Annotated in this window: 20 protein-coding genes; 7 read left to right on the top strand and 13 right to left on the bottom strand. The window is 47.2% G+C overall.

Translation table 11 applies throughout. The features are described 5' to 3' along the window. Window positions 1-174 (bottom strand): hypothetical protein, encoded by a 174-nt coding sequence (locus ACLVWU_RS14300; RefSeq protein ID WP_413575508.1) that lies wholly within the window; start codon window positions 172-174, stop codon window positions 1-3. 178 nt (window positions 175-352) lie between these two features. Here ACLVWU_RS14300 and ACLVWU_RS14295 point away from each other — a divergent pair, with 178 nt between their 5' ends. The 3 genes from ACLVWU_RS14295 to ACLVWU_RS14285 are packed head-to-tail and all read left to right on the top strand — an operon-like array spanning window position 353 to window position 3,374. Next, the gene (locus ACLVWU_RS14295; protein WP_413575507.1) at window positions 353-1,474 is read left to right on the top strand and encodes a thiamine pyrophosphate-dependent dehydrogenase E1 component subunit alpha; all 1,122 of its coding nucleotides are present in this window, start codon (window positions 353-355) and stop codon (window positions 1,472-1,474) included. Next, window positions 1,474-2,529, top strand: coding sequence for an alpha-ketoacid dehydrogenase subunit beta (locus ACLVWU_RS14290; protein ID WP_088616729.1), 1,056 nt, complete (start codon window positions 1,474-1,476; stop codon window positions 2,527-2,529). The genes ACLVWU_RS14295 and ACLVWU_RS14290 overlap by 1 nt, the downstream gene beginning before the upstream one ends. 2 nt (window positions 2,530-2,531) lie before the next feature. Then, window positions 2,532-3,374: a class I SAM-dependent methyltransferase gene (locus ACLVWU_RS14285; RefSeq protein ID WP_413575506.1), complete on the top strand. Its 843-nt coding sequence runs from the start codon at window positions 2,532-2,534 to the stop codon at window positions 3,372-3,374. Window positions 3,375-3,411: 37 nt separating this feature from the next. Here the strand turns inward: ACLVWU_RS14285 and ACLVWU_RS14280 are convergent, their stop codons facing one another. The 4 genes from ACLVWU_RS14280 to ACLVWU_RS14265 all read right to left on the bottom strand — a co-directional run bounded on the left by ACLVWU_RS14280 (window position 3,412) and on the right by ACLVWU_RS14265 (window position 5,946). Further along, window positions 3,412-4,614, bottom strand: coding sequence for a hypothetical protein (locus tag ACLVWU_RS14280; protein WP_413575505.1), 1,203 nt, complete (start codon window positions 4,612-4,614; stop codon window positions 3,412-3,414). A gap of 92 nt (window positions 4,615-4,706) precedes the next feature. Beyond that, window positions 4,707-5,090 (bottom strand): hypothetical protein, encoded by a 384-nt coding sequence (locus ACLVWU_RS14275; RefSeq protein WP_413575504.1) that lies wholly within the window; start codon window positions 5,088-5,090, stop codon window positions 4,707-4,709. Window positions 5,091-5,144: 54 nt separating this feature from the next. Next, a complete protein-coding gene (locus ACLVWU_RS14270; protein ID WP_413575503.1) occupies window positions 5,145-5,528 on the bottom strand; it encodes a hypothetical protein in 384 nt (127 codons plus the stop codon). Window positions 5,529-5,700: 172 nt separating this feature from the next. Next, complete coding sequence (locus ACLVWU_RS14265; RefSeq protein WP_413575502.1) at window positions 5,701-5,946, bottom strand: hypothetical protein; 246 nt, start codon at window positions 5,944-5,946, stop codon at window positions 5,701-5,703. Window positions 5,947-6,104: 158 nt separating this feature from the next. Here ACLVWU_RS14265 and ACLVWU_RS14260 point away from each other — a divergent pair, with 158 nt between their 5' ends. Together ACLVWU_RS14260 and ACLVWU_RS14255 are read left to right on the top strand one after the other, a co-directional pair. Further along, window positions 6,105-6,950: a TIGR02147 family protein gene (locus ACLVWU_RS14260; RefSeq protein WP_413575501.1), complete on the top strand. Its 846-nt coding sequence runs from the start codon at window positions 6,105-6,107 to the stop codon at window positions 6,948-6,950. Between the two features lie 123 nt (window positions 6,951-7,073). Beyond that, on the top strand, window positions 7,074-8,225 hold the full coding sequence (locus tag ACLVWU_RS14255) for a DcaP family trimeric outer membrane transporter (RefSeq protein WP_413575500.1): 1,152 nt from the start codon (window positions 7,074-7,076) through the stop codon (window positions 8,223-8,225). 73 nt (window positions 8,226-8,298) lie between these two features. On the opposite strand, the gene ACLVWU_RS14250 is transcribed toward ACLVWU_RS14255, so the two are convergent. Genes ACLVWU_RS14250 through ACLVWU_RS14230 form a run of 5 tightly spaced genes read right to left on the bottom strand, consistent with a single transcriptional unit; the run spans window position 8,299 to window position 11,156 of the window. Beyond that, a complete protein-coding gene (locus tag ACLVWU_RS14250) occupies window positions 8,299-8,724 on the bottom strand; it encodes an HIT family protein (RefSeq protein WP_413575499.1) in 426 nt (141 codons plus the stop codon). A gap of 11 nt (window positions 8,725-8,735) precedes the next feature. Further along, window positions 8,736-9,218, bottom strand: coding sequence for a hypothetical protein (locus ACLVWU_RS14245; RefSeq protein ID WP_413575498.1), 483 nt, complete (start codon window positions 9,216-9,218; stop codon window positions 8,736-8,738). A 14-nt stretch (window positions 9,219-9,232) separates the two neighbouring features. Continuing rightward, a complete protein-coding gene (pyrE, locus tag ACLVWU_RS14240) occupies window positions 9,233-9,751 on the bottom strand; it encodes an orotate phosphoribosyltransferase (protein ID WP_413575497.1) in 519 nt (172 codons plus the stop codon). A 41-nt stretch (window positions 9,752-9,792) separates the two neighbouring features. Continuing rightward, window positions 9,793-10,107, bottom strand: a complete 315-nt coding sequence (gene cutA / locus ACLVWU_RS14235) for a divalent-cation tolerance protein CutA (protein ID WP_413575495.1) — start codon at window positions 10,105-10,107, stop codon at window positions 9,793-9,795. Between the two features lie 8 nt (window positions 10,108-10,115). Further along, window positions 10,116-11,156: a CNNM domain-containing protein gene (locus ACLVWU_RS14230; protein WP_413575494.1), complete on the bottom strand. Its 1,041-nt coding sequence runs from the start codon at window positions 11,154-11,156 to the stop codon at window positions 10,116-10,118. Between the two features lie 212 nt (window positions 11,157-11,368). Between ACLVWU_RS14230 and ACLVWU_RS14225 the strand changes: the two genes are divergently transcribed. Further along, a complete protein-coding gene (locus ACLVWU_RS14225; RefSeq protein WP_413575493.1) occupies window positions 11,369-12,154 on the top strand; it encodes a dienelactone hydrolase family protein in 786 nt (261 codons plus the stop codon). 171 nt (window positions 12,155-12,325) lie between these two features. Further along, on the top strand, window positions 12,326-12,622 hold the full coding sequence (locus ACLVWU_RS14220; RefSeq protein WP_413575492.1) for a hypothetical protein: 297 nt from the start codon (window positions 12,326-12,328) through the stop codon (window positions 12,620-12,622). Window positions 12,623-12,675: 53 nt separating this feature from the next. Here ACLVWU_RS14220 and ACLVWU_RS14215 read toward each other — a convergent pair whose 3' ends face one another. The 3 genes from ACLVWU_RS14215 to ACLVWU_RS14205 form a co-directional block, all read right to left on the bottom strand. Beyond that, on the bottom strand, window positions 12,676-13,125 hold the full coding sequence (locus ACLVWU_RS14215; RefSeq protein WP_413575490.1) for a hypothetical protein: 450 nt from the start codon (window positions 13,123-13,125) through the stop codon (window positions 12,676-12,678). 2 nt (window positions 13,126-13,127) lie between these two features. Beyond that, window positions 13,128-13,355, bottom strand: a complete 228-nt coding sequence (locus ACLVWU_RS14210) for a hypothetical protein (RefSeq protein ID WP_413575489.1) — start codon at window positions 13,353-13,355, stop codon at window positions 13,128-13,130. Between the two features lie 72 nt (window positions 13,356-13,427). Beyond that, on the bottom strand, window positions 13,428-16,697 hold the full coding sequence (locus tag ACLVWU_RS14205) for a Kelch repeat-containing protein (RefSeq protein WP_413575488.1): 3,270 nt from the start codon (window positions 16,695-16,697) through the stop codon (window positions 13,428-13,430). Between the last annotated feature and the right edge of the window lie 14 nt (window positions 16,698-16,711).

The following is a 16,711-nucleotide window of genomic DNA, read 5'->3' as shown; positions in this document are numbered from 1 at the left end:
TTACTTGCCAAGAATCTGCCTAGCTTTTGCCGTAGCTGCGAGGGCTTTTGCGGACCAAATACCGCTGGTTTGGGCGTAGCGCTCGGCTTTGAGCGCCAGCTCCCCAATTGCTTGCATGATTACTTGGGTGCTCTTCTTTTCAGCAATCTGAACTGATTCATATCTATAAGCCATAGTGTCCTCCAATATGTTCATTCTGACGTTAAATTGTTGCATCAATGTTGAGGATCTCAATCTGGCTCAGCTTTAACCAATTGCGTCAATTAGAGTGAAAAAAGCAGACTTTTTGACCTGTTCTCGCTTAGATAGGGGCCTTGATTTATGTGACTAAAAACCGTGGAGAACTGAGTACATGTCTAAAAAGACCACTGTAAAACCAGCTGCCAAAAAAGCTCCTGCTGCAAAAGCAAAAGCTCCGGCAAAAGCTGCTACTAAATCCGCTGCGAAGTCTTCTAAAAAAGCTGCTCCGAAAAAATCTGATTTCGGTGGTTTGTCTGAAGAACTTTTGTTGAGCATGCACGACCTGATGGTCAAATCCCGCGTTCTTGAAGAACGTGTTATCAAAATCTACAAAGCCGGTGAAGGTTACTTCTGGATCGGTGGGCCTGGTGAGGAAGCTTTCGGGGTACCATTGGGTTTACTGGCTCGAAAAGGTAAAGGTCTTGAACACGACTGGTTCCATCTTCACTACCGTTGTACGCCAACGATGGTGGCACTGGGTATGCCAATGATCGAAGCGGTTCGTTTGATGATGAACCGTGTGACAGATCCTTCAACAGGTGGTCGTAACTTCGCAGGTCACTATTGCTTCCCTCAGTGGAACGTGGCTCCTGTAACTTCTCCTATCGAAGTTCAATACCCAATCGCTTGCGGTACAGCTCACGCACAAAAACGCGCGGGTCACAAAGCCATCTCTATCGTAACTGGCGGTGACGCTGGTACGGCCGAAGGCGAATTCGCAACATGCTTGGTATGGTCATCCCGTAAAGGCCAGGAATTGCCAGTGTTGATCACTGTGCAAAACAATGGCTTCGGTATTTCGACTCCGTACGAAGGTCAACATGGCGAAACTCAAATCGCTGACCGTGCAAAAGCATTCAACATCCGTTCACGCGTGATCGATGGTACAAATCCAGTTGAGACCTACATCGCTTTGAAAGAAGAAATGGACTACATCCGCAAAACGGGTAAGCCATCTTTCCTTGAGGTAAAAACAACTCGCTTGTACGGCCACTCTTCTGCAGACGGTGCAAACCGTAAGACAGATCTTTTCGATCCGGTTTACAAGTTCCAGGAAAAATTGATCGCTGCTGGCATTCTAACTGAAAAAGCGGCTGCTAAAATTTGGGAAATCTACGAAGAAGAGGGCGTCAAAGCTCAAGAACAAGCTCGTGCTGAGGGTGGCCCTGCGCCAGAGTCAGTTTGGGATCATGTCTTCGTAAATAATGAAAATGCTGATTGGAGAAAATTCTAATGGCAAGCGTAGCTCAAGCAATCAGAATGGCCCTTCACTACGGTGAAAAACACATGGGCGTTAAAGACATCTTCGGTCAGGACGTTGGCGCTCCACTTGGTGGCGTATTCACGGCGACTCAAGGTTTGAAAACTGCATGGAACACTCCGCTGGACGAGCGTGGAATCATCAGCATGGCGATGGGTATCGCGATGACAGGTGATAAGTGCGTGGCTGAAATCCAATTCGCAGATTATATCTTCAATACGATCGATCTTTTGAAAATCGCCGGCAACACTTTGTGGTGCACAAACGGTCAGGTTCAATTGCCAATGGTTGTGATGACTCCGGTGGGCGCAGGGATCTTTGGTTCCGTTTACCACTCTCACTCTTTCGACGCTTGGGCATCTCGTTTGCCAGGTTGGAAGATCGTGATGCCATCCAATCCACTAGACGCTTACGGTTTGATGTTGGCGGCTATTGAAGATCCAAATCCGGTTCTTTACCTAAAATCAAAAGCTCTTATGCGCCATAAAGGTGACGAGTTGATTCCGGGTGAACCAGAAGACGAAAAAACTTTGAAGTCCATGATCGATAAGCCAGTTCAAAATTCCCAAGGTTGGAAAGCGAAATGGCCTGAACTTGAAAAGTATATCGTACCAATCGGTAAAGGTAAGATCACTCACGAGGGCGAGCACATCACTGTAGTAACTTACAGCCGCATGGTGCACCTGTGTGATGAAGTGGCTAAGAAATTGGCTGACGAGGGCATCTCTGTTGAAGTGATCGATCTTCGTTCCATCTATCCATACGACTGGCAGATGATTAAGTCTTCTATCGAAAAAACCGGCCGTGTATTGTTCGTAAACGAAGACACTGAAGTGACTAACTTCGGTGAGCATTTGGCTTACAGAACAACTCAAGAGTGCTTCTACTCGTTGATGGCGCGTCCACGTGTCCTTGCAGGTAAAAACTTGCCAGGTATCGGTTTGCATCCAAACCTTGAGAAGAACTCTGTTCCTCAACACCACGATATCGAAACAGCGATCCGCGAGATCGTTGCTGAGGTTCCGTAGTTATGTTGAAAGCAGGGGTCGGTCACAGAAAGAAAGTTCGTCGTAAGGTTTCTAAGAAGCGCGGTAAAACACAGTTCGACAAATACGAGCTGTACCACAAAGCGGTGCAGTCGGCTGAAAACGACGTGGTATTCATCCGCAATACGTATAAGGAGCTTAAGAAAAAAGCTCCAAGAACTTTCCGTGAAGACTTCTGCGGAACATTTGCTCTTTCTACAGAGTGGATCAAATTGGATCCAAAACACCAGTCTATCGGCGTGGATTTGGATCCGGAACCAATCGCTTATGGTAAGACTCATTACCTGTCGAAGCTAAAGCCTGAGCAGCAAAAGCGCATGAAGGTCATCGAAGGCAATGTGATGGACCCAAGCCTGGAAAAGGCTGACATCATCGCTGCGATGAATTTCTCGTATTTCTGTTTTAAACAAAGATGGATGCTTAAGAACTACTTTGCCAACGCTTATAAAACGTTGAACAAAGACGGGATCTTTCTGGTCGACGTATTCGGTGGCAGTCAATGTTACGACGCTATCGAAGACCGTATGAAGCACAAGGATTTCACGTACTACTGGGATCAGACGAACTTTGATCCGATCAGCAACAATGCGGTTTTTCATATTCACTTCCGCGTGAATGGGAAAAAGATCGAGCAAGTGTTCACATATGACTGGCGCTTGTGGAGTATCTCTGAGATCCGCGAGATCATGCACGAAGTGGGCTTTGCAAAAAGCCACGTGTACTGGGAAGGAACTGCGAAAGATGGTTCCGGCGATGGCAACTTCACCCGTGTAGATCACGGGGAGGCTTGTGAATCCTGGATCGCATACGTAGTTGCTGAAAAGTAGATTAAACTAAAAACCCCACCGAGAGTGGGGTTTTTTATTAGAAGACCAGATCGCGTAAATTAAAGGTTCTGCCTTTAAGCTTTTGGACCTGTTCATTCAGGATGCTTTTAGAGTCAAAATTATTTTTCCCCACACTCATCATGGTATCTTCATAGAGCGTCTGTACCTTCAGGGAGTCTTTGTGTGTATCGTAGAGCGATTGTGCCTCTGCTGCTGAAATCAAATAGTCATCATCCGGAGAGTAGGCAACCGATGCAATCTGCTCGAAAACGCCATCGGCAAATTCATCTGAACCATTGATCGCAAGATATTTAAAAAAGTTAGTCGCGGGAATTTCCCCGACAAAGATGGGCTGTTCAAGAAATACCTTGTTTGTCATGCGTTCGATTTCGGAAGTAGTCAAAGGCCTTTTCATTAACAAGGAGATGCCTTTGCCTCTTAGTTTACCGACGTTGTTGATGTATCTAAGAAGTTCGTGAATCTGCAATGCACATTTATCCCGTCCAGGCAGGATTTCGTACATCTGTGCATTTACTAACAAGACTTGGTGGGCTGTCGCACCTTTGACGGTGGGTTGGATGGCATAAGAGGCGATCGGCCGTTGGTAACCCGAGGGAACTGATGAGCTCGATAAATTGCTTGCAGGCAGTTGAGTGACTTCCCAGGCAAAGCCCGTACCGGCAGGCGAGGGCAAAACCACTTTGGAAAGTCGTAAGCTGCCGTTATTCAGTGGCATGTGTGTAAGCACCACTGTAAGTCTTAGGTTTTCAGGTTTTATAAATTGCAGAAGCGGATTATTTTGCTTTTGGAATTTTTTTAAAGCACACGCGAAGAAATCAGCGTTGGAAACATAGGTTCCTTGGTTTGAAACAAATGTCCCTTTGCTATCCATGATGTCGGTGTAGATATCTTTGCTAAATGGAATAAGGTGTTCCCTGTCGGCAACAGCCAGATCCAAAAAGCGAAACTGACCTTGTGAGGTAATAACGCCAACACCGCCGCCGCCATCCAGGCCGGGGCCGCCAAGCGCCATCGAGTTGCTGTTCGTGACAGTTTTCACGGGTTGTTCTTTAACGAGTCCCTTTTCTTCGGCGACGACTTTTATGGACTCTTGATACTGCCAGTTTTTCAAAGCCTGGGAGACATCCACTTTTGGCGACTGTGCATAGAGAGACGCTGGTGCGGCAATCGTCACAAGGGCGCATAAAAGTTTGACAGTCTTCAGTCTTAGGTTGGCCATATATTCTCTTTCAAAAGGGTCCGCATTCTTGACTGGTAAAAATGCAAGTAAGGGACCAATTTCTTAGTCCCTGACTGATTTCCTAGTCTGAATTAGTCAGCGATCACGCTTTCAGATGCGCCGCCGACAACACCGTTTTTGTCGATAGCGTATTCAATTGCAATTACCGTTGATTCGCCATCAGCAATTCGTTGAACACCAAGTTCAATTTGGCAGCTGGATTCACCTGTGCCAGTCGCGCAAGCGTGTGTTAAAACTGTTACACGCAGACCATTGCGCAAAAGTTCTTTTTGGCCATTGACCAAAGCTGCAAGCAAGGATTTTGTTTTTTCACTTAGCGTGAAGTACTGGCCGCGGGCTTCAGCCAACTGTGCTATAGCTGCAGCCTTCTGTGCCGGAGAAACACGGTCTGTTTCACTGTATGCATTTGAAAAAAGAGGGGCCAAAACGATAAATGTTGCGATAATTGCTTTCATAATATTTTCCTTTTTTGGTTTGTTTGTAGTCGTTTAAAAAAATCGAATCTTTTCTTATTTTAACAAAAATTCCATTTGAACTGGTTTTGGATAAATTTTCTTACTGATCAACGTCGTGCGGAAGTACCCAATGTCCTTGACGTCCTTAAGATCAATCGTAAGTTCAAATTTACTGTGATCGGAACAAGTGCCAAGCACAGACAAAACACCATTTTTTTCATGCGAAGGACCTTCGCATACCAACTCTCTGCCAATAGACACTTGGGTCAGAACGACTTTTCCGTCAGGTGTGAATGTAAGTGTGTTTTCGTCGCCAATTTCATGCGTCGGGCCCGATAGTTTATAAGTTAAGTCGACTTTTTCACCGACGGCAAAGCCTTTAGAAGCCAACAAAGTGACCAATACGGTCAGTCCAAGTTTCGCGATAGAGGATTGCATAATTTTTCCTTCCGTTAGGTTTGTAATCTGTTTGTTTTAATAAGTTTCAAAATTCAGTCCTGAATTCCGCCCACACGATTTTGAAAGAATTCATTCCAGTGTGGGCAAAATATCTTTACCTCTGTCGAACTGCCGAAAAAAGTCTGTCAGTCTGATCAAAGCACTCGGCAAATCACTTCAAGAGCGGTGGATTCAACACCTGTTCGATTTCCTCAAGGGACATGCCGATGCATTCTCCCAGGCGACGGATGATCTTTTCGCCGACCTTCCGTTCGCCCTTCATAATATCGTGCAGACTTGAGGGATCGATCTTCAGACTGTGGGCAAAAGCTCGGAAGGAATACTTGCCGTGAGCTTTCACGCGATTTTGAAATTCGGTCTGCAGCCTGGCTCTGAACAATTCCGAACGGTTTGTCACAACTACCTCCGCAGCTTTTCAATTCACGTCCCGATCTGATACGGGGAGAATAATGCAAAGCGTTATGCGGTGCGATATAGTAGTTATAATCAAGTAACCTCAAAAATAGCCGATCAGTTATTGTAATTATTTAAAGTATTGATTTTAATGGATTATATATGGCAAAAGATTTCGATATTTTTACCCATTCAGACACCTCAAAACTACTCAGAAGCTTTATAGCTACGCAACCCCAGAAGGGCCGTGGCTTGGTCAAGCAGCTTGCCGAGCACTTAGGGGTGGCATCACCTCAAGTCAGTCAGTTTTTGTCCGGGGTAAAGACGATTACGATGGATCAGGCCTATTTAATTGGTCGCTACTTCTCGTGGTCCGAGCTGGAGATGGAATACTGGCTGACGATCGTCGATTGGGAGCGGGCTTCCCATCACGAAGTTAAGAAGCACTTTAAAAAGAAGTTGGAGTCCATAAAGCAGGAGTCCCTGAAGGTGGGGAAAGCTGTGACAGCAACCACCGAGCTCACTGACTCTGATAAAGGGCAGTTTTATTCTTCGTGGATCTATTCAGGCATACGTCTGTTTTGTTCAATAGGACAGGGGAAGCGCATCGAGGAAATTCATCAGGCCTTTTCAGAATTTCCAGTGAGTGACATTAATGCAGTTGTGGAATTTTTATTGCAACGAGAGCTATTAAAGAAAAAAGGCCTGTTATACGAAATGGGCACCCAGCGAACTTTCGTACCTAAAGGCTCTCCGTTCTTAAAACAGCACCAAACCAATTGGCGCTTGCGGGCCATTGAACGCGCAAACTTCATCGCTGATGAAGAACTGATGTTTACGGCTCCGCTGTCGATCTCAGAATCTGGATTTAAAAAAGTGCGCCGCGAATTGCAGGAATGGATCAAACACATTTCCGACAATCTGGTCAGTTACGGCGATGCCGAGCAGGTGGCTTGTCTGAATATAGATTTTTTCAGAGTGGATCAGCCCGAGAAAAATAAGAAGTAGTTTAACTAGAACCCCACATCCGTGGGGTTTATGTCAAATTTCACATTACAAACTGGAATCTTGTCAAATGCCGTAAGTTTTTGAAAATTGCTCCCTTGGGAATAATCGAAAGGACTTGAAGGTATGGCGGCAATGACAAAGTCTGTGGGAATGCTTCTGGTGGGGCTTTTGACTTCGGTTTCTGCTTACGCAGATTTTGAAGTCTATGGATTTGCGCAACTGGATTACGTTCAGGATTTTAAAAGAACAGATCCTGATTGGATCAGTACTTTAAGGCCTTCTACAATTCCCACGCAAAGTGATCAGTACGGCAGTGATGGTCAGGCTATTTTAAGTCCACGACAAAGCCGGTTGGGCGTCCAAGGCAATTGGCCGGCGTCAGGTCAGGAATTAAAAACGCGTATTGAATTTGATTTTTTCGGAGTGGGAGATAACGCCGGTAAAGTCACGCCTCGCCTTCGTCACGCCTACGGGGAGTGGGGGACGGTACTCGCAGGTCAGACCTGGAGTAACTTCATGGATATCGATGGCTTTCCCAAAATCGTAGACTACTCGGGTCCAACGGGGATGGTGTTCATTCGAACTCCGCAAATTAGATACACGCCCGTAGTGGGAATTAATACTTTCTCTGTGGCCTTGGAAAATCCCAATTCTGATTTAGATGCTTCGTTGGGTGCAGTCAGCACGGATAATAAAGCTCCGGATCTTTCGGCGCGATATCGCTACACACCTGATTGGGGTCATCTGCAGGTTTCGGGCATTGTGCGCTACTTGGGATTTGATACTCCAGGTGCCGTGGCGGCTGATCCGAAGGATCATAAAATGGGTTGGGGGTTGAACCTGTCCACTTCCTATGTGATTGCTACCTCCAACAAATTGATTTTGTCTGCGGTCACGGGCGCAGGTATTGCCAACTATATGAATGATGGCGGCACCGATCTTGCTGCTGATGGACCGCCTGGGGATCAACAAGCTAAAGCTGTCCCGATTTTGGGGTGGGTCATCTATTATGATCATCAATGGAGTGAATTATGGCACTCATCCATCGGCTTTTCCAAAACCGAAGTTACAAACACTGATTTCCAGGCCGCGAATGCCTATAAATTCGGGGAGTATTCTTCTGTGAATATGCTTTATACCCCTGCGAAGAATATCCTGATGGGTGGAGAGTTTTTGTACGGAGCCCGCGAAGATAAAAACGGTGACCGCGGCGAAGACTATCGCCTTCAGTTCACATTCAAGTACTTGTTCGCAAATAAGTGGGCGCAGCTTTAGCTCGCGCCGCTCGATGTTTCAATCCTGCAATTTCCACATCCGTATCGGATGTAGAAATTGCGTTCTTGAAATATTAAGGGTTTAGTAATTTAGAAATTTCATCCGCGATTTGGTTTAAGCGTTCTCTCGGATAGTCAGATTGTTCAGCATGGACATAACCGTAGCGATGCTTATCGCCTCTAATTCTAGGGGCAATGTGCAAGTGGGAGTGCATAACTTCCTGTCCGGCAATTTCACCGTCAGTTAGGAATAAGTTTGCTCCTTCACAGGGGATATTTGAAGCTTGGATCGCCTTAAGAATTTTATGGGCTACTTCAAATAAATGTCCCGCCGTTTTTGGATTCATTTCGGCGAACCTTGCGTGATGAGATTTTGGAATAACTAAGACATGGCCTTCACTGACAGGTTCGATATCTAAGAACGCGATGGCAAGGTCGTCCTCATAGACGATGCTTGCGGGGGCTTCTCTGTTAATGATCTGGCAGAAAATGCAGCTCAATGGAAGTCCTTTTAATAGAGTGCGTGTTTGATGTCTTTCATGACTACGCTGGCATTGCGGCCCAGCTGGCGGCACGTAGATGATGAATCGACAATTCTATAGGTGATTTTCAGATTCCAAGTGTCGACCCTCTCCCAAGCGACGCGGTCGTATTTGCAAGTGGTGCCGTTGATGTAGATCGAAGCATTTTCAGCGAACTCAAGCCCTGTGCGAGTCGTGGTGAAAACGCGGCAAGAAGTCAGCTCGCATTTTTTGGTGTTGTCTTTGTCAGTATAAAAAATCTTTGGTTCGATTTCGTCTAATACGACGCTGGTCTGCTGATCCAGTTGGAAAGATCCTACCGCAACGGTTTTGCAATCGTTTTGATCCAAGACCAGAACATGGTACTTGCCAGCCACCGGGCGAAATGTTGAGTAAGCGCCAGAAAATCCTACGCATGCTTGGGCAATCCCTGCTGTGAAAAGTACGGATGCAAATACCAAAATCGTTTTCATACAGAACCTCGTGCTTAGTTAAAGTCAGACTTCAAAAATAGCGGCGACAACGTCACTCCGATTTCTTGAAGTTTTGGTTCTGGGAACTGTGGCCCACGATGAATCACACACAACACATGTGACACTTCTGCGCCGATCGAGCGCAAGTCCGCAGTCGAAAGCACCACTTGGCCACCGGTAGTAACGACGTCTTCGATGACCAAAACTTTCTTGCCTTTAATCTCTAGGCCCTCAGCAAATTTGCAAGTGCCGTACTCTTTGGCCTCTTTGCGAACGAATACACAAGGGATACCAGTTTCCAACGACAAGGCAGTGGCGATAGGAATGCCGCCCATTTCAAGGCCCGCCAGCACTTCGGTTCCAGGTGGAATCAACGCAACCATTTGTTTGGCGATTTCACGAAGAAGGTTCGGCTGCGCTTCAAAGCGGTATTTATCAAAATACTCGTTTGAGATTTGGCCCGAGCGAAGTTTGAATTCCCCGGTCAAGTGAGCGATGTCATAGATTTTTTTTGCAAGTTCTGCGCGAGTCATGTTTCCTCCGACGTGATAGCCTTCGGAAGATAACTTTGGAATTATTTAAGACTTTGTTCAAGCCAGTTTTTAAAAGAATCGTTGATTGATGCGACATTCAAAGCCATCACGCAGGGCACATCATAGGGATGAAGCTCCTGAACGCGGGATTGCAGGTTCTTACCTGCGTCACGGCCTTTAATTGTTTTCAGAATGAGGACGACTTCTTGCGAGGATTCTATTTTTCCCTCCCACCAGTACATGGAACTCATTCCGGGAATGATGTTCGCGCAACCGATAAGCTTTTCCTGCAAAAGAGTGCGCGCGATATTTTCAGCACTCTCTTTGTCAGGGCAGGGGATGTAATAGATTTGCATAAATTTGATTAGCTCTTACGAAGCTTTTGTTTGCGCAGCTGCCATTGTTCAAGAGCAAACTTACGCATGTCTTCCACAGAATCCAACTCGTCGACGATTTCCACTCCCAAAAGAGTTTCCACGGCGTCTTCAAGACTGACCAGGCCGGCCACGATTCCGTATTCATCAACAGCCAGAGCAATGTGCTCTTTTTCTTTGATGAAATAATCCAGAACCTGGGACACGGTCATGCGCTCGGGGATCGAAGAAATCGGAGTTACCAATTCACCCACAAGTTTTTCATGCTGGTCATTGGAAAGGGATTCGTGAATTTTATAACGGAAAGTCATACCAACCACGTTGTCCAGGCTCCCAGAGTAAACCGGGATACGGGAAAAACGCAGGGGTTTGTACTTGGCGAAAACTTCCTCGACAGTTAGATCTTTATCCAATGCAAAGAAGACAGATCTTGGTGTCATGATGTCTGAAACGTAGATCTTATCCAGCATCAAAAGATTCTTGATGATGTTGGATTCCTTGCCTTTCAGGGTGCCTTCTTCAGCGCCCATTTCTGCCGTCATCAGAATTTCTTCACGAGTGACTTCCGGATCTTCGCTGCGACGTTGGAACATACGTCCCAAGTACTCAGACATGATCACCAATGGGTATAAGCAAATGATCATCAGTTGGATCGTGTATGCGGTGAATGGAATCAACGCTTTCCAGTGAGCGGCCCCGATGGATTTTGGAATGATTTCAGAAAGTACCAGGATCGCAAATGTTAGAATGAAGGAAGCTACTGTGACGGCGCTTTCCCCATAAATAGCCTGAACTTGGTAAGCAATCGCTGAAGACCCCAAAGTGTGGGACAAAGTGTTCAAAGTCAGAATCGCAGAGATAGGGCGATCCAGGTTTTCTTTCAGGTGCTCAAGAAGTTTAGCGCTGCGACGGTTTTCGCGAACCAGGACCGCGATGTATGCGGATGTAGAAGTTAACAGTGAAGCTTCCAACATTGAGCAAACAAACGATACGGTTAAAGTAACGATTAATAAGACTACGAGTAATGTCATAAGTGATTGATCAGATTTCTATAAGATAGGGAGAATGTAGATGGCCAAGGCCTGTGGTATTCCATTGGGGTTATAATAGCATACCCCCGAAGGAGGCTGTCTATAACGCACAGGGCCAGACTGCTCAGGTGTTCTTTATCACAGCTGAGGGCGGACTTTTGACCTTCGCAGCTCTTCTACTTAGACTTTTGTCGTACATCAAAGGAGCAAGAATGTTGAAAGCAATCTTATCAAGTGTGGTGGTCTTTATGGCAATGGCATCGTCCGAAGCAGCGATTAAAACCGAAAACGTGGATTACAAAGAGGGTAAAACAGCCCTTGAAGGTTTTGTGGCGTACGATGATTCCGTCAAAACTCCAAGACCGGCAGTTTTAATTATTCATCAATGGATGGGCTTGTCTGATAACGAAAAAATGCGCGCGCAGATGCTGGCAGAAAAAGGCTATGTCGCTTTCGCAGTGGATATTTATGGAAAAGGTGTCAGACCGACTTCAATGGAAGAGGCCGGAAAACTTGCTGGTCAGTACAAGAACGATCGCAAACTTTATCGTGCTCGTGGGCAAGCCGCTTTTGATTGGCTTAAAAAAAATAAAATGGTCGATGCTAAACACATCGTCGTGATCGGTTATTGCTTCGGTGGCACGGGCGCGTTGGAACTGGGCCGAGCGGGAGTACCAGCAGCAGGTTTCGTAAGCTTCCATGGAGGTCTTTCAAATCCAACCCCGGCGGATGCCAAGAATTTCAAAGCACCAGTCCTGATCGCTCACGGTGCCTTGGATAAAGGTGTGAATCCCGAAGTGATGCCATTCATGCGCGAAATGGACGAAAATAAAGTCGACTACCAATTCGTATCATACTCCGGCGCAGTTCATGCCTTCACTCAAAAAGGTGCCGGCAACGACCCAAGCAAGGGTGTAGCCTACAACGAAAAAGCGGACCACCGATCCTGGGCCCACTTTATGGACTTCCTAAGCGAAGTCGCTCCCATCAAAAAATAACGAAAAGGTACGGACACACTTTTGGTAGCAAAGGTGTGTCATTCCTCCTATCAAAAGTTAATGTGACGGCCGGGTAATGACGCGTAAATGATACCAAAAGTGTGTCCGTACCTTGCCAAATGAGTCTTCTGTGATATGTAGGGGCCTTCAATAAATACTTGGAGGTTCCGAATGAAAAATCTTGTTTTGGCTTTGGTTGCGGCGGCTTTTTTGGCTCCGTTCACAGCATCTGCATTCTATCAATCTCAAGCGTCTGTGGTTTCAGCTGAACCTGCTGAAGGTTGCGATCCACGTGAAGAATCTTACGAGTGCAGCGGCAATGGCGGTGCCTTTGATGGTGGCGGATACGGCGGCGGTGGATATGAAGATGGCGGTCGTCAGGATAATGACGGTGGTCACTATGATGGTGGTGGCTACGGCAGCGACACGGATGAAGACGGTGGCTACTACGGTGGCAACGGTTACTAAGCTCGATCTGAAAAATTGAAATAAAAAAGGCAGCTCTTTAAGGCTGCCTTTTTTTATGGTTTGCGTTCTTCGCGGCGATCTTTTCTTTCTTCAATAAAGTCCATGACCAGCAAGGCAACCGCACTCTCCAGGGCTCCGGAGGCGCGTTTTGGATTTTGTGGGGCCGCGGGTTTTTCTTCAAATCCCAGGCTTTTCATCCACGTCTTGCTGCTAAGGGAGTAAATCAAAACGCCAATAGCCGCAACGGTAAGGCCCAAGTATACGGCCATGCCACCGGATACGTGAAACTCTTCGTTTTTATCCAGTTGTGAAGCGATGGAGGCAATAAACAGCGACAGTCCCACACAACCCAATGCCAAAGAACCAATCACTGCGACCAACAAGGTAGTCAGTGAGCGCACACGCATTGCCAGTTGTTGAGAGAAAGCCTCCGCCGGTTCCTTGATCAAACCTTTGGCGTTGCCAATCAAAAATGAAAGTAGGGGTAAAAGAAACTTCATCATGATTAATCATCCTTGCGATAGAAAAGACGGGCGAGCATAAATCCCGCCAAGGCGGCAACACCGACGGCCATCCACGGATGTTCCTTTACAGAAGCTTCCATGGAGTTTTTCAGTTCCATCATTTCGGCTTTTTGTTCATCGGAAATTTTGTCAGTCAAAGGTGCAGCGGCACCTTTCATTTCTTCCAAAATCTGTTTTTTGATTTCTGCAATCAGTTGATCACGATCCATGGTGTTTTTCTCCATGAACCTTATCGGTATAAAACGAGACAGGATTAACTTTTCCAGACCATCGACCAGCGACTATTCACCAATGGTTTCCCAGAATGGCAACATCCCAAAGGTCGCACTCGCACCGCTGAAGACAACCATAGCACCATCAGGCATTAGAATCGTGGAATGATACGAGCGGGCTTCTGAAAGTGGTGTTCCAAAACTCCACTGATCGGTGGCTGGATCGTAAAGTCGGACTCCTGATTCAGATTCGTTGGCAGATGTGTTTTCATTTCCTCCGGTTATGGCCACCTTGCCACTTGGAAGCAGCTGTCCAGAGATGTTTGTCAAAGTCTTGTCCAAATTCGCTGCCGTGGACCAAGTGTCATCTGCAGGATTGTATACTTCCGAAATTGCCAAGGCGTTGTTCGTAGTAAGGTCGGTTCCGCCCGTCACAAAGATTTTTCCTGAAGGAAGTTTAACCACGACGGAATTCATTCGAGCAAATGATGGATTGCTTAAGGTGGACCAGTTTCCGGTGGAAAAATCATATTTTGAATTTCCAAACGCCCCGATGAAGATGATTTCAGTCTCGCTAATCGTGATTGCAGTATCAAGAGCGGACGGTGCAGGGCGCGGTGCTAGAGTGCTCCAGTTTCCGGTGGCGGGATCATAGACATCATTTTGCAAGGCTGGAGTTCCGGAGGAATCTATGCCTCCCGTGATTAATAGTTTTCCATCAGGCATAACCAAAGCAGAATGGAAATAGCGACCTAGTGGTAAAGCAACAGGTGTGACGGTGTTTGCAGTTGGATCGTAGATTTCTGCAGTTGCGGAAGCGCCTCCCAGGGTGAAGCTCATTCCACCTGCGATAAAGACCTTGCCAGAGGGTAGTAGAGTCGCCGTGTGATAAGTCCGGTCATTCGCCATGTTCGGGCCCGCCGTCATGGTGTTAGTGCTGGTGTCGTATAAGGCAGTCGACTCTGTGAGGGCAGCGGCTTCAGCCAGAGGTTGTCCTCCGGTGAAAAGGATCTTTCCATTCTTCATTAAGGTGGTGGTGCTGCCCACGCGTCCACCGAGTAAAGGTGTGCTGCCTATCCACGCAATACCTGATAGTTGGCCTTCGATATAGGTTTCAGTAACGGCGCCCGTATAATCGGGATCTCCGCCTCCCGCGATCAGGATTCTGCCATCAGGAAGCTTTAGTAATGTTCCAAGGGTATGACCCGCTTCAATTGCAATCGGATCCACTGACCAGCTGTTGGTTGCCGGGTTATAAATTTCGCTGGTTTTTGCCGCAATAGAAGGGAAAGTTAAATTAGTGACTCCACTGGTAACAAGAATTTTGCCGCTTGGTAAACTGATGGCGCCATGGGCGCGTCTGTTGGCGCTTAATGATGGCCCGGCTGACCATGTGTTGGCACTGACATTGTAAATCTCCGTGGTCGCAGTCATACTTCCTGTTGAAGCCCAGCCACCAGTCAGCAAAACATTTCCCGATGGTAAAACCGCAGCGGCAGCTTGATAGCGGCCCAAAGTCATCGGGGTCTTGGTTGTAAAAGAGTTTGTGGATGGGTTGTATGCCTGAACGGTGGTAATGGATGTTGTCGCGGCAGTTGTTAATCCTCCAAGAATCAAAATCGTATTGTCTGACAAGGTTGCAGACGAGAACTCTGAAACCGCTGTCGGCATATCCGGTCCATAGGTCCATTGATTGGTTGCCGGATCGAATATCTCAGTTTTTTCAGTTGGTGCGGAGGTCGTTGGGTGCGCGGCACCACCAATAATAATAACTTTTCCATTAGGCAGCAGGTGGGATGAGTGACCCACGCGTGGGACCGCAATCGAGGGGCCTGCAGACCAGGAGTTGGATGCAGGATTATAGATCGCTGTCGTGGCAGTTCTTGCAAAGGCTCCGTCGAGACCACCCGCAACCAAAACCCGTCCGTCAGTTAGAACTGTGGCGTGTGAAAATAAACGAGGGGAGGGTAGAGCCGGGCCCGCCGACCACAAGCCAGTGGCCGGATCGAAAATCTCTGTGGAATCCAAAGGTGTATTCGTTGATGATGTTTGAGAAAGTCCTCCAGCTACAAGGACTTTTCCATTCGGCAGAAGTGCGGTGACGTGCAGGGCGCGGTCTTTTGCCAGGTTGCCTTGGCGTCTCCAGGTGAACTTACTCATGTCTATTTTTTCAGCCATAGTGACCGGAGACGTGGTGCCGGTTATTCCATTCAGCAATATCAGATAATCGCCGGAAATATTGGCGGTGTGCAGACCACGCACTCCATTTTTTAAAGTACCCAGGGAGCTCCAAGAGCCCAGTGAACCGTCAGGTGTGTAGATTAAAGAGTCATTCAGAGCGGTACTGCCGGCTGCATCCGAAAAACCACCTGTGACGACCAGAATTCCATTCACCAAAGTTGCCGTATGACCGAATCGCGCCGTAGTCAGCGATGTCGCAGGTATCAAGGCGCCTGGATTCGCAGGGTCAATGATGCCGACCGCAGCAGAAGGTGATATAGCACCCAAGCCTCCTATAACCACAGCACGGCCATCTTTTAGCAGAGTGGCCGTCAGATCGTTTCGACCTGCTCCAATGTTGGTTTTGATGGCTTCGAAGGATGGTAGCGCAGGTGGCGTATTCGGAATAATAGTTTCTGTGTCAGAGAGAAGACCGGGATTCGAGCCACCGACGATAAGTACTTTTCCGTTCGGGAATAACACTGCTGCATGGCGTGCGCGAGCAACTGGAAGACTTCCAGCCGCACTCCAGGAGTTCGTTGCTGGATCATAGATTTCCAGAGAGGCCGTATAGGTCACATTTCCTGTTTGCCCTCCAGCAACGAGGACTCGACCGTCTTGAAGAAGAGTCGCGGTGTGGCTGGCACGTGCAACAGACATGGAGTTTGCGGAGCTCCAAGAGTTCGTGTTCGAATCATATAATTCAGCTGTTGCTCTGAAAGTCAGATCACTTCTGCCGCCGACAACTAGCACTTTACCGTTGGCTAGAAGGGTTGCCGTGTGATGCGATCGGGACTCCGTTAGTTGAGGTCCGTTCGACCAGCGGGATGTTAAGGTATTAAATACTTCAACGCTGGCCAGTGCTGGATTCGGGGCGTTTTGATACGTGCCACCTACCACCAGAATCCGACCATCAGCAAGAGTGGTGGCGGTGTTTCGAACTCGACGGCTGTTGGGATAAAGAGATCGTGAAGCTTGGGAAGAATATACGCCCGGTGTGCTCAGTGAAGGCAGTTGTTCGAATTCATAGAACTTCAGGTCAAGAGTGCACCCCGAGAGAATTCCCAGAAATAACACAAGAATAGAGATGTACAGGTTATGCGCACTGAAAACGTTCATACGATATCTTTTCG

It is taken from the genome of Bdellovibrio sp. HCB290 (assembly GCF_047305925.1).
Taxonomy (GTDB): domain Bacteria; phylum Bdellovibrionota; class Bdellovibrionia; order Bdellovibrionales; family Bdellovibrionaceae; genus Bdellovibrio.
This window is presented reverse-complemented; position numbering and strand designations above follow the sequence as displayed.

Bases quoted from the DNA above. Each gene is read 5' to 3' on its own strand.
- ACLVWU_RS14295 (WP_413575507.1), top strand. From the start codon at position 353: ATGTCTAAAAAGACCACTGTAAAACCAGCTGCCAAAAAAGCTCCTGCT.
- ACLVWU_RS14225 (WP_413575493.1), top strand. From the start codon at position 11,369: ATGTTGAAAGCAATCTTATCAAGTGTGGTGGTCTTTATGGCAATGGCA.
- ACLVWU_RS14205 (WP_413575488.1), bottom strand. From the start codon at position 16,697: ATGAACGTTTTCAGTGCGCATAACCTGTACATCTCTATTCTTGTGTTA.
- ACLVWU_RS14215 (WP_413575490.1), bottom strand. From the start codon at position 13,125: ATGATGAAGTTTCTTTTACCCCTACTTTCATTTTTGATTGGCAACGCC.
- ACLVWU_RS14260 (WP_413575501.1), top strand. From the start codon at position 6,105: ATGGCAAAAGATTTCGATATTTTTACCCATTCAGACACCTCAAAACTA.
- ACLVWU_RS14255 (WP_413575500.1), top strand. From the start codon at position 7,074: ATGGCGGCAATGACAAAGTCTGTGGGAATGCTTCTGGTGGGGCTTTTG.
- pyrE (WP_413575497.1), bottom strand. From the start codon at position 9,751: ATGACTCGCGCAGAACTTGCAAAAAAAATCTATGACATCGCTCACTTG.
- ACLVWU_RS14245 (WP_413575498.1), bottom strand. From the start codon at position 9,218: ATGAAAACGATTTTGGTATTTGCATCCGTACTTTTCACAGCAGGGATT.
- ACLVWU_RS14270 (WP_413575503.1), bottom strand. From the start codon at position 5,528: ATGCAATCCTCTATCGCGAAACTTGGACTGACCGTATTGGTCACTTTG.
- cutA (WP_413575495.1), bottom strand. From the start codon at position 10,107: ATGCAAATCTATTACATCCCCTGCCCTGACAAAGAGAGTGCTGAAAAT.
- ACLVWU_RS14210 (WP_413575489.1), bottom strand. From the start codon at position 13,355: ATGGATCGTGATCAACTGATTGCAGAAATCAAAAAACAGATTTTGGAA.
- ACLVWU_RS14220 (WP_413575492.1), top strand. From the start codon at position 12,326: ATGAAAAATCTTGTTTTGGCTTTGGTTGCGGCGGCTTTTTTGGCTCCG.
- ACLVWU_RS14300 (WP_413575508.1), bottom strand. From the start codon at position 174: ATGGCTTATAGATATGAATCAGTTCAGATTGCTGAAAAGAAGAGCACC.
- ACLVWU_RS14285 (WP_413575506.1), top strand. From the start codon at position 2,532: ATGTTGAAAGCAGGGGTCGGTCACAGAAAGAAAGTTCGTCGTAAGGTT.
- ACLVWU_RS14280 (WP_413575505.1), bottom strand. From the start codon at position 4,614: ATGGCCAACCTAAGACTGAAGACTGTCAAACTTTTATGCGCCCTTGTG.
- ACLVWU_RS14230 (WP_413575494.1), bottom strand. From the start codon at position 11,156: ATGACATTACTCGTAGTCTTATTAATCGTTACTTTAACCGTATCGTTT.
- ACLVWU_RS14275 (WP_413575504.1), bottom strand. From the start codon at position 5,090: ATGAAAGCAATTATCGCAACATTTATCGTTTTGGCCCCTCTTTTTTCA.
- ACLVWU_RS14290 (WP_088616729.1), top strand. From the start codon at position 1,474: ATGGCAAGCGTAGCTCAAGCAATCAGAATGGCCCTTCACTACGGTGAA.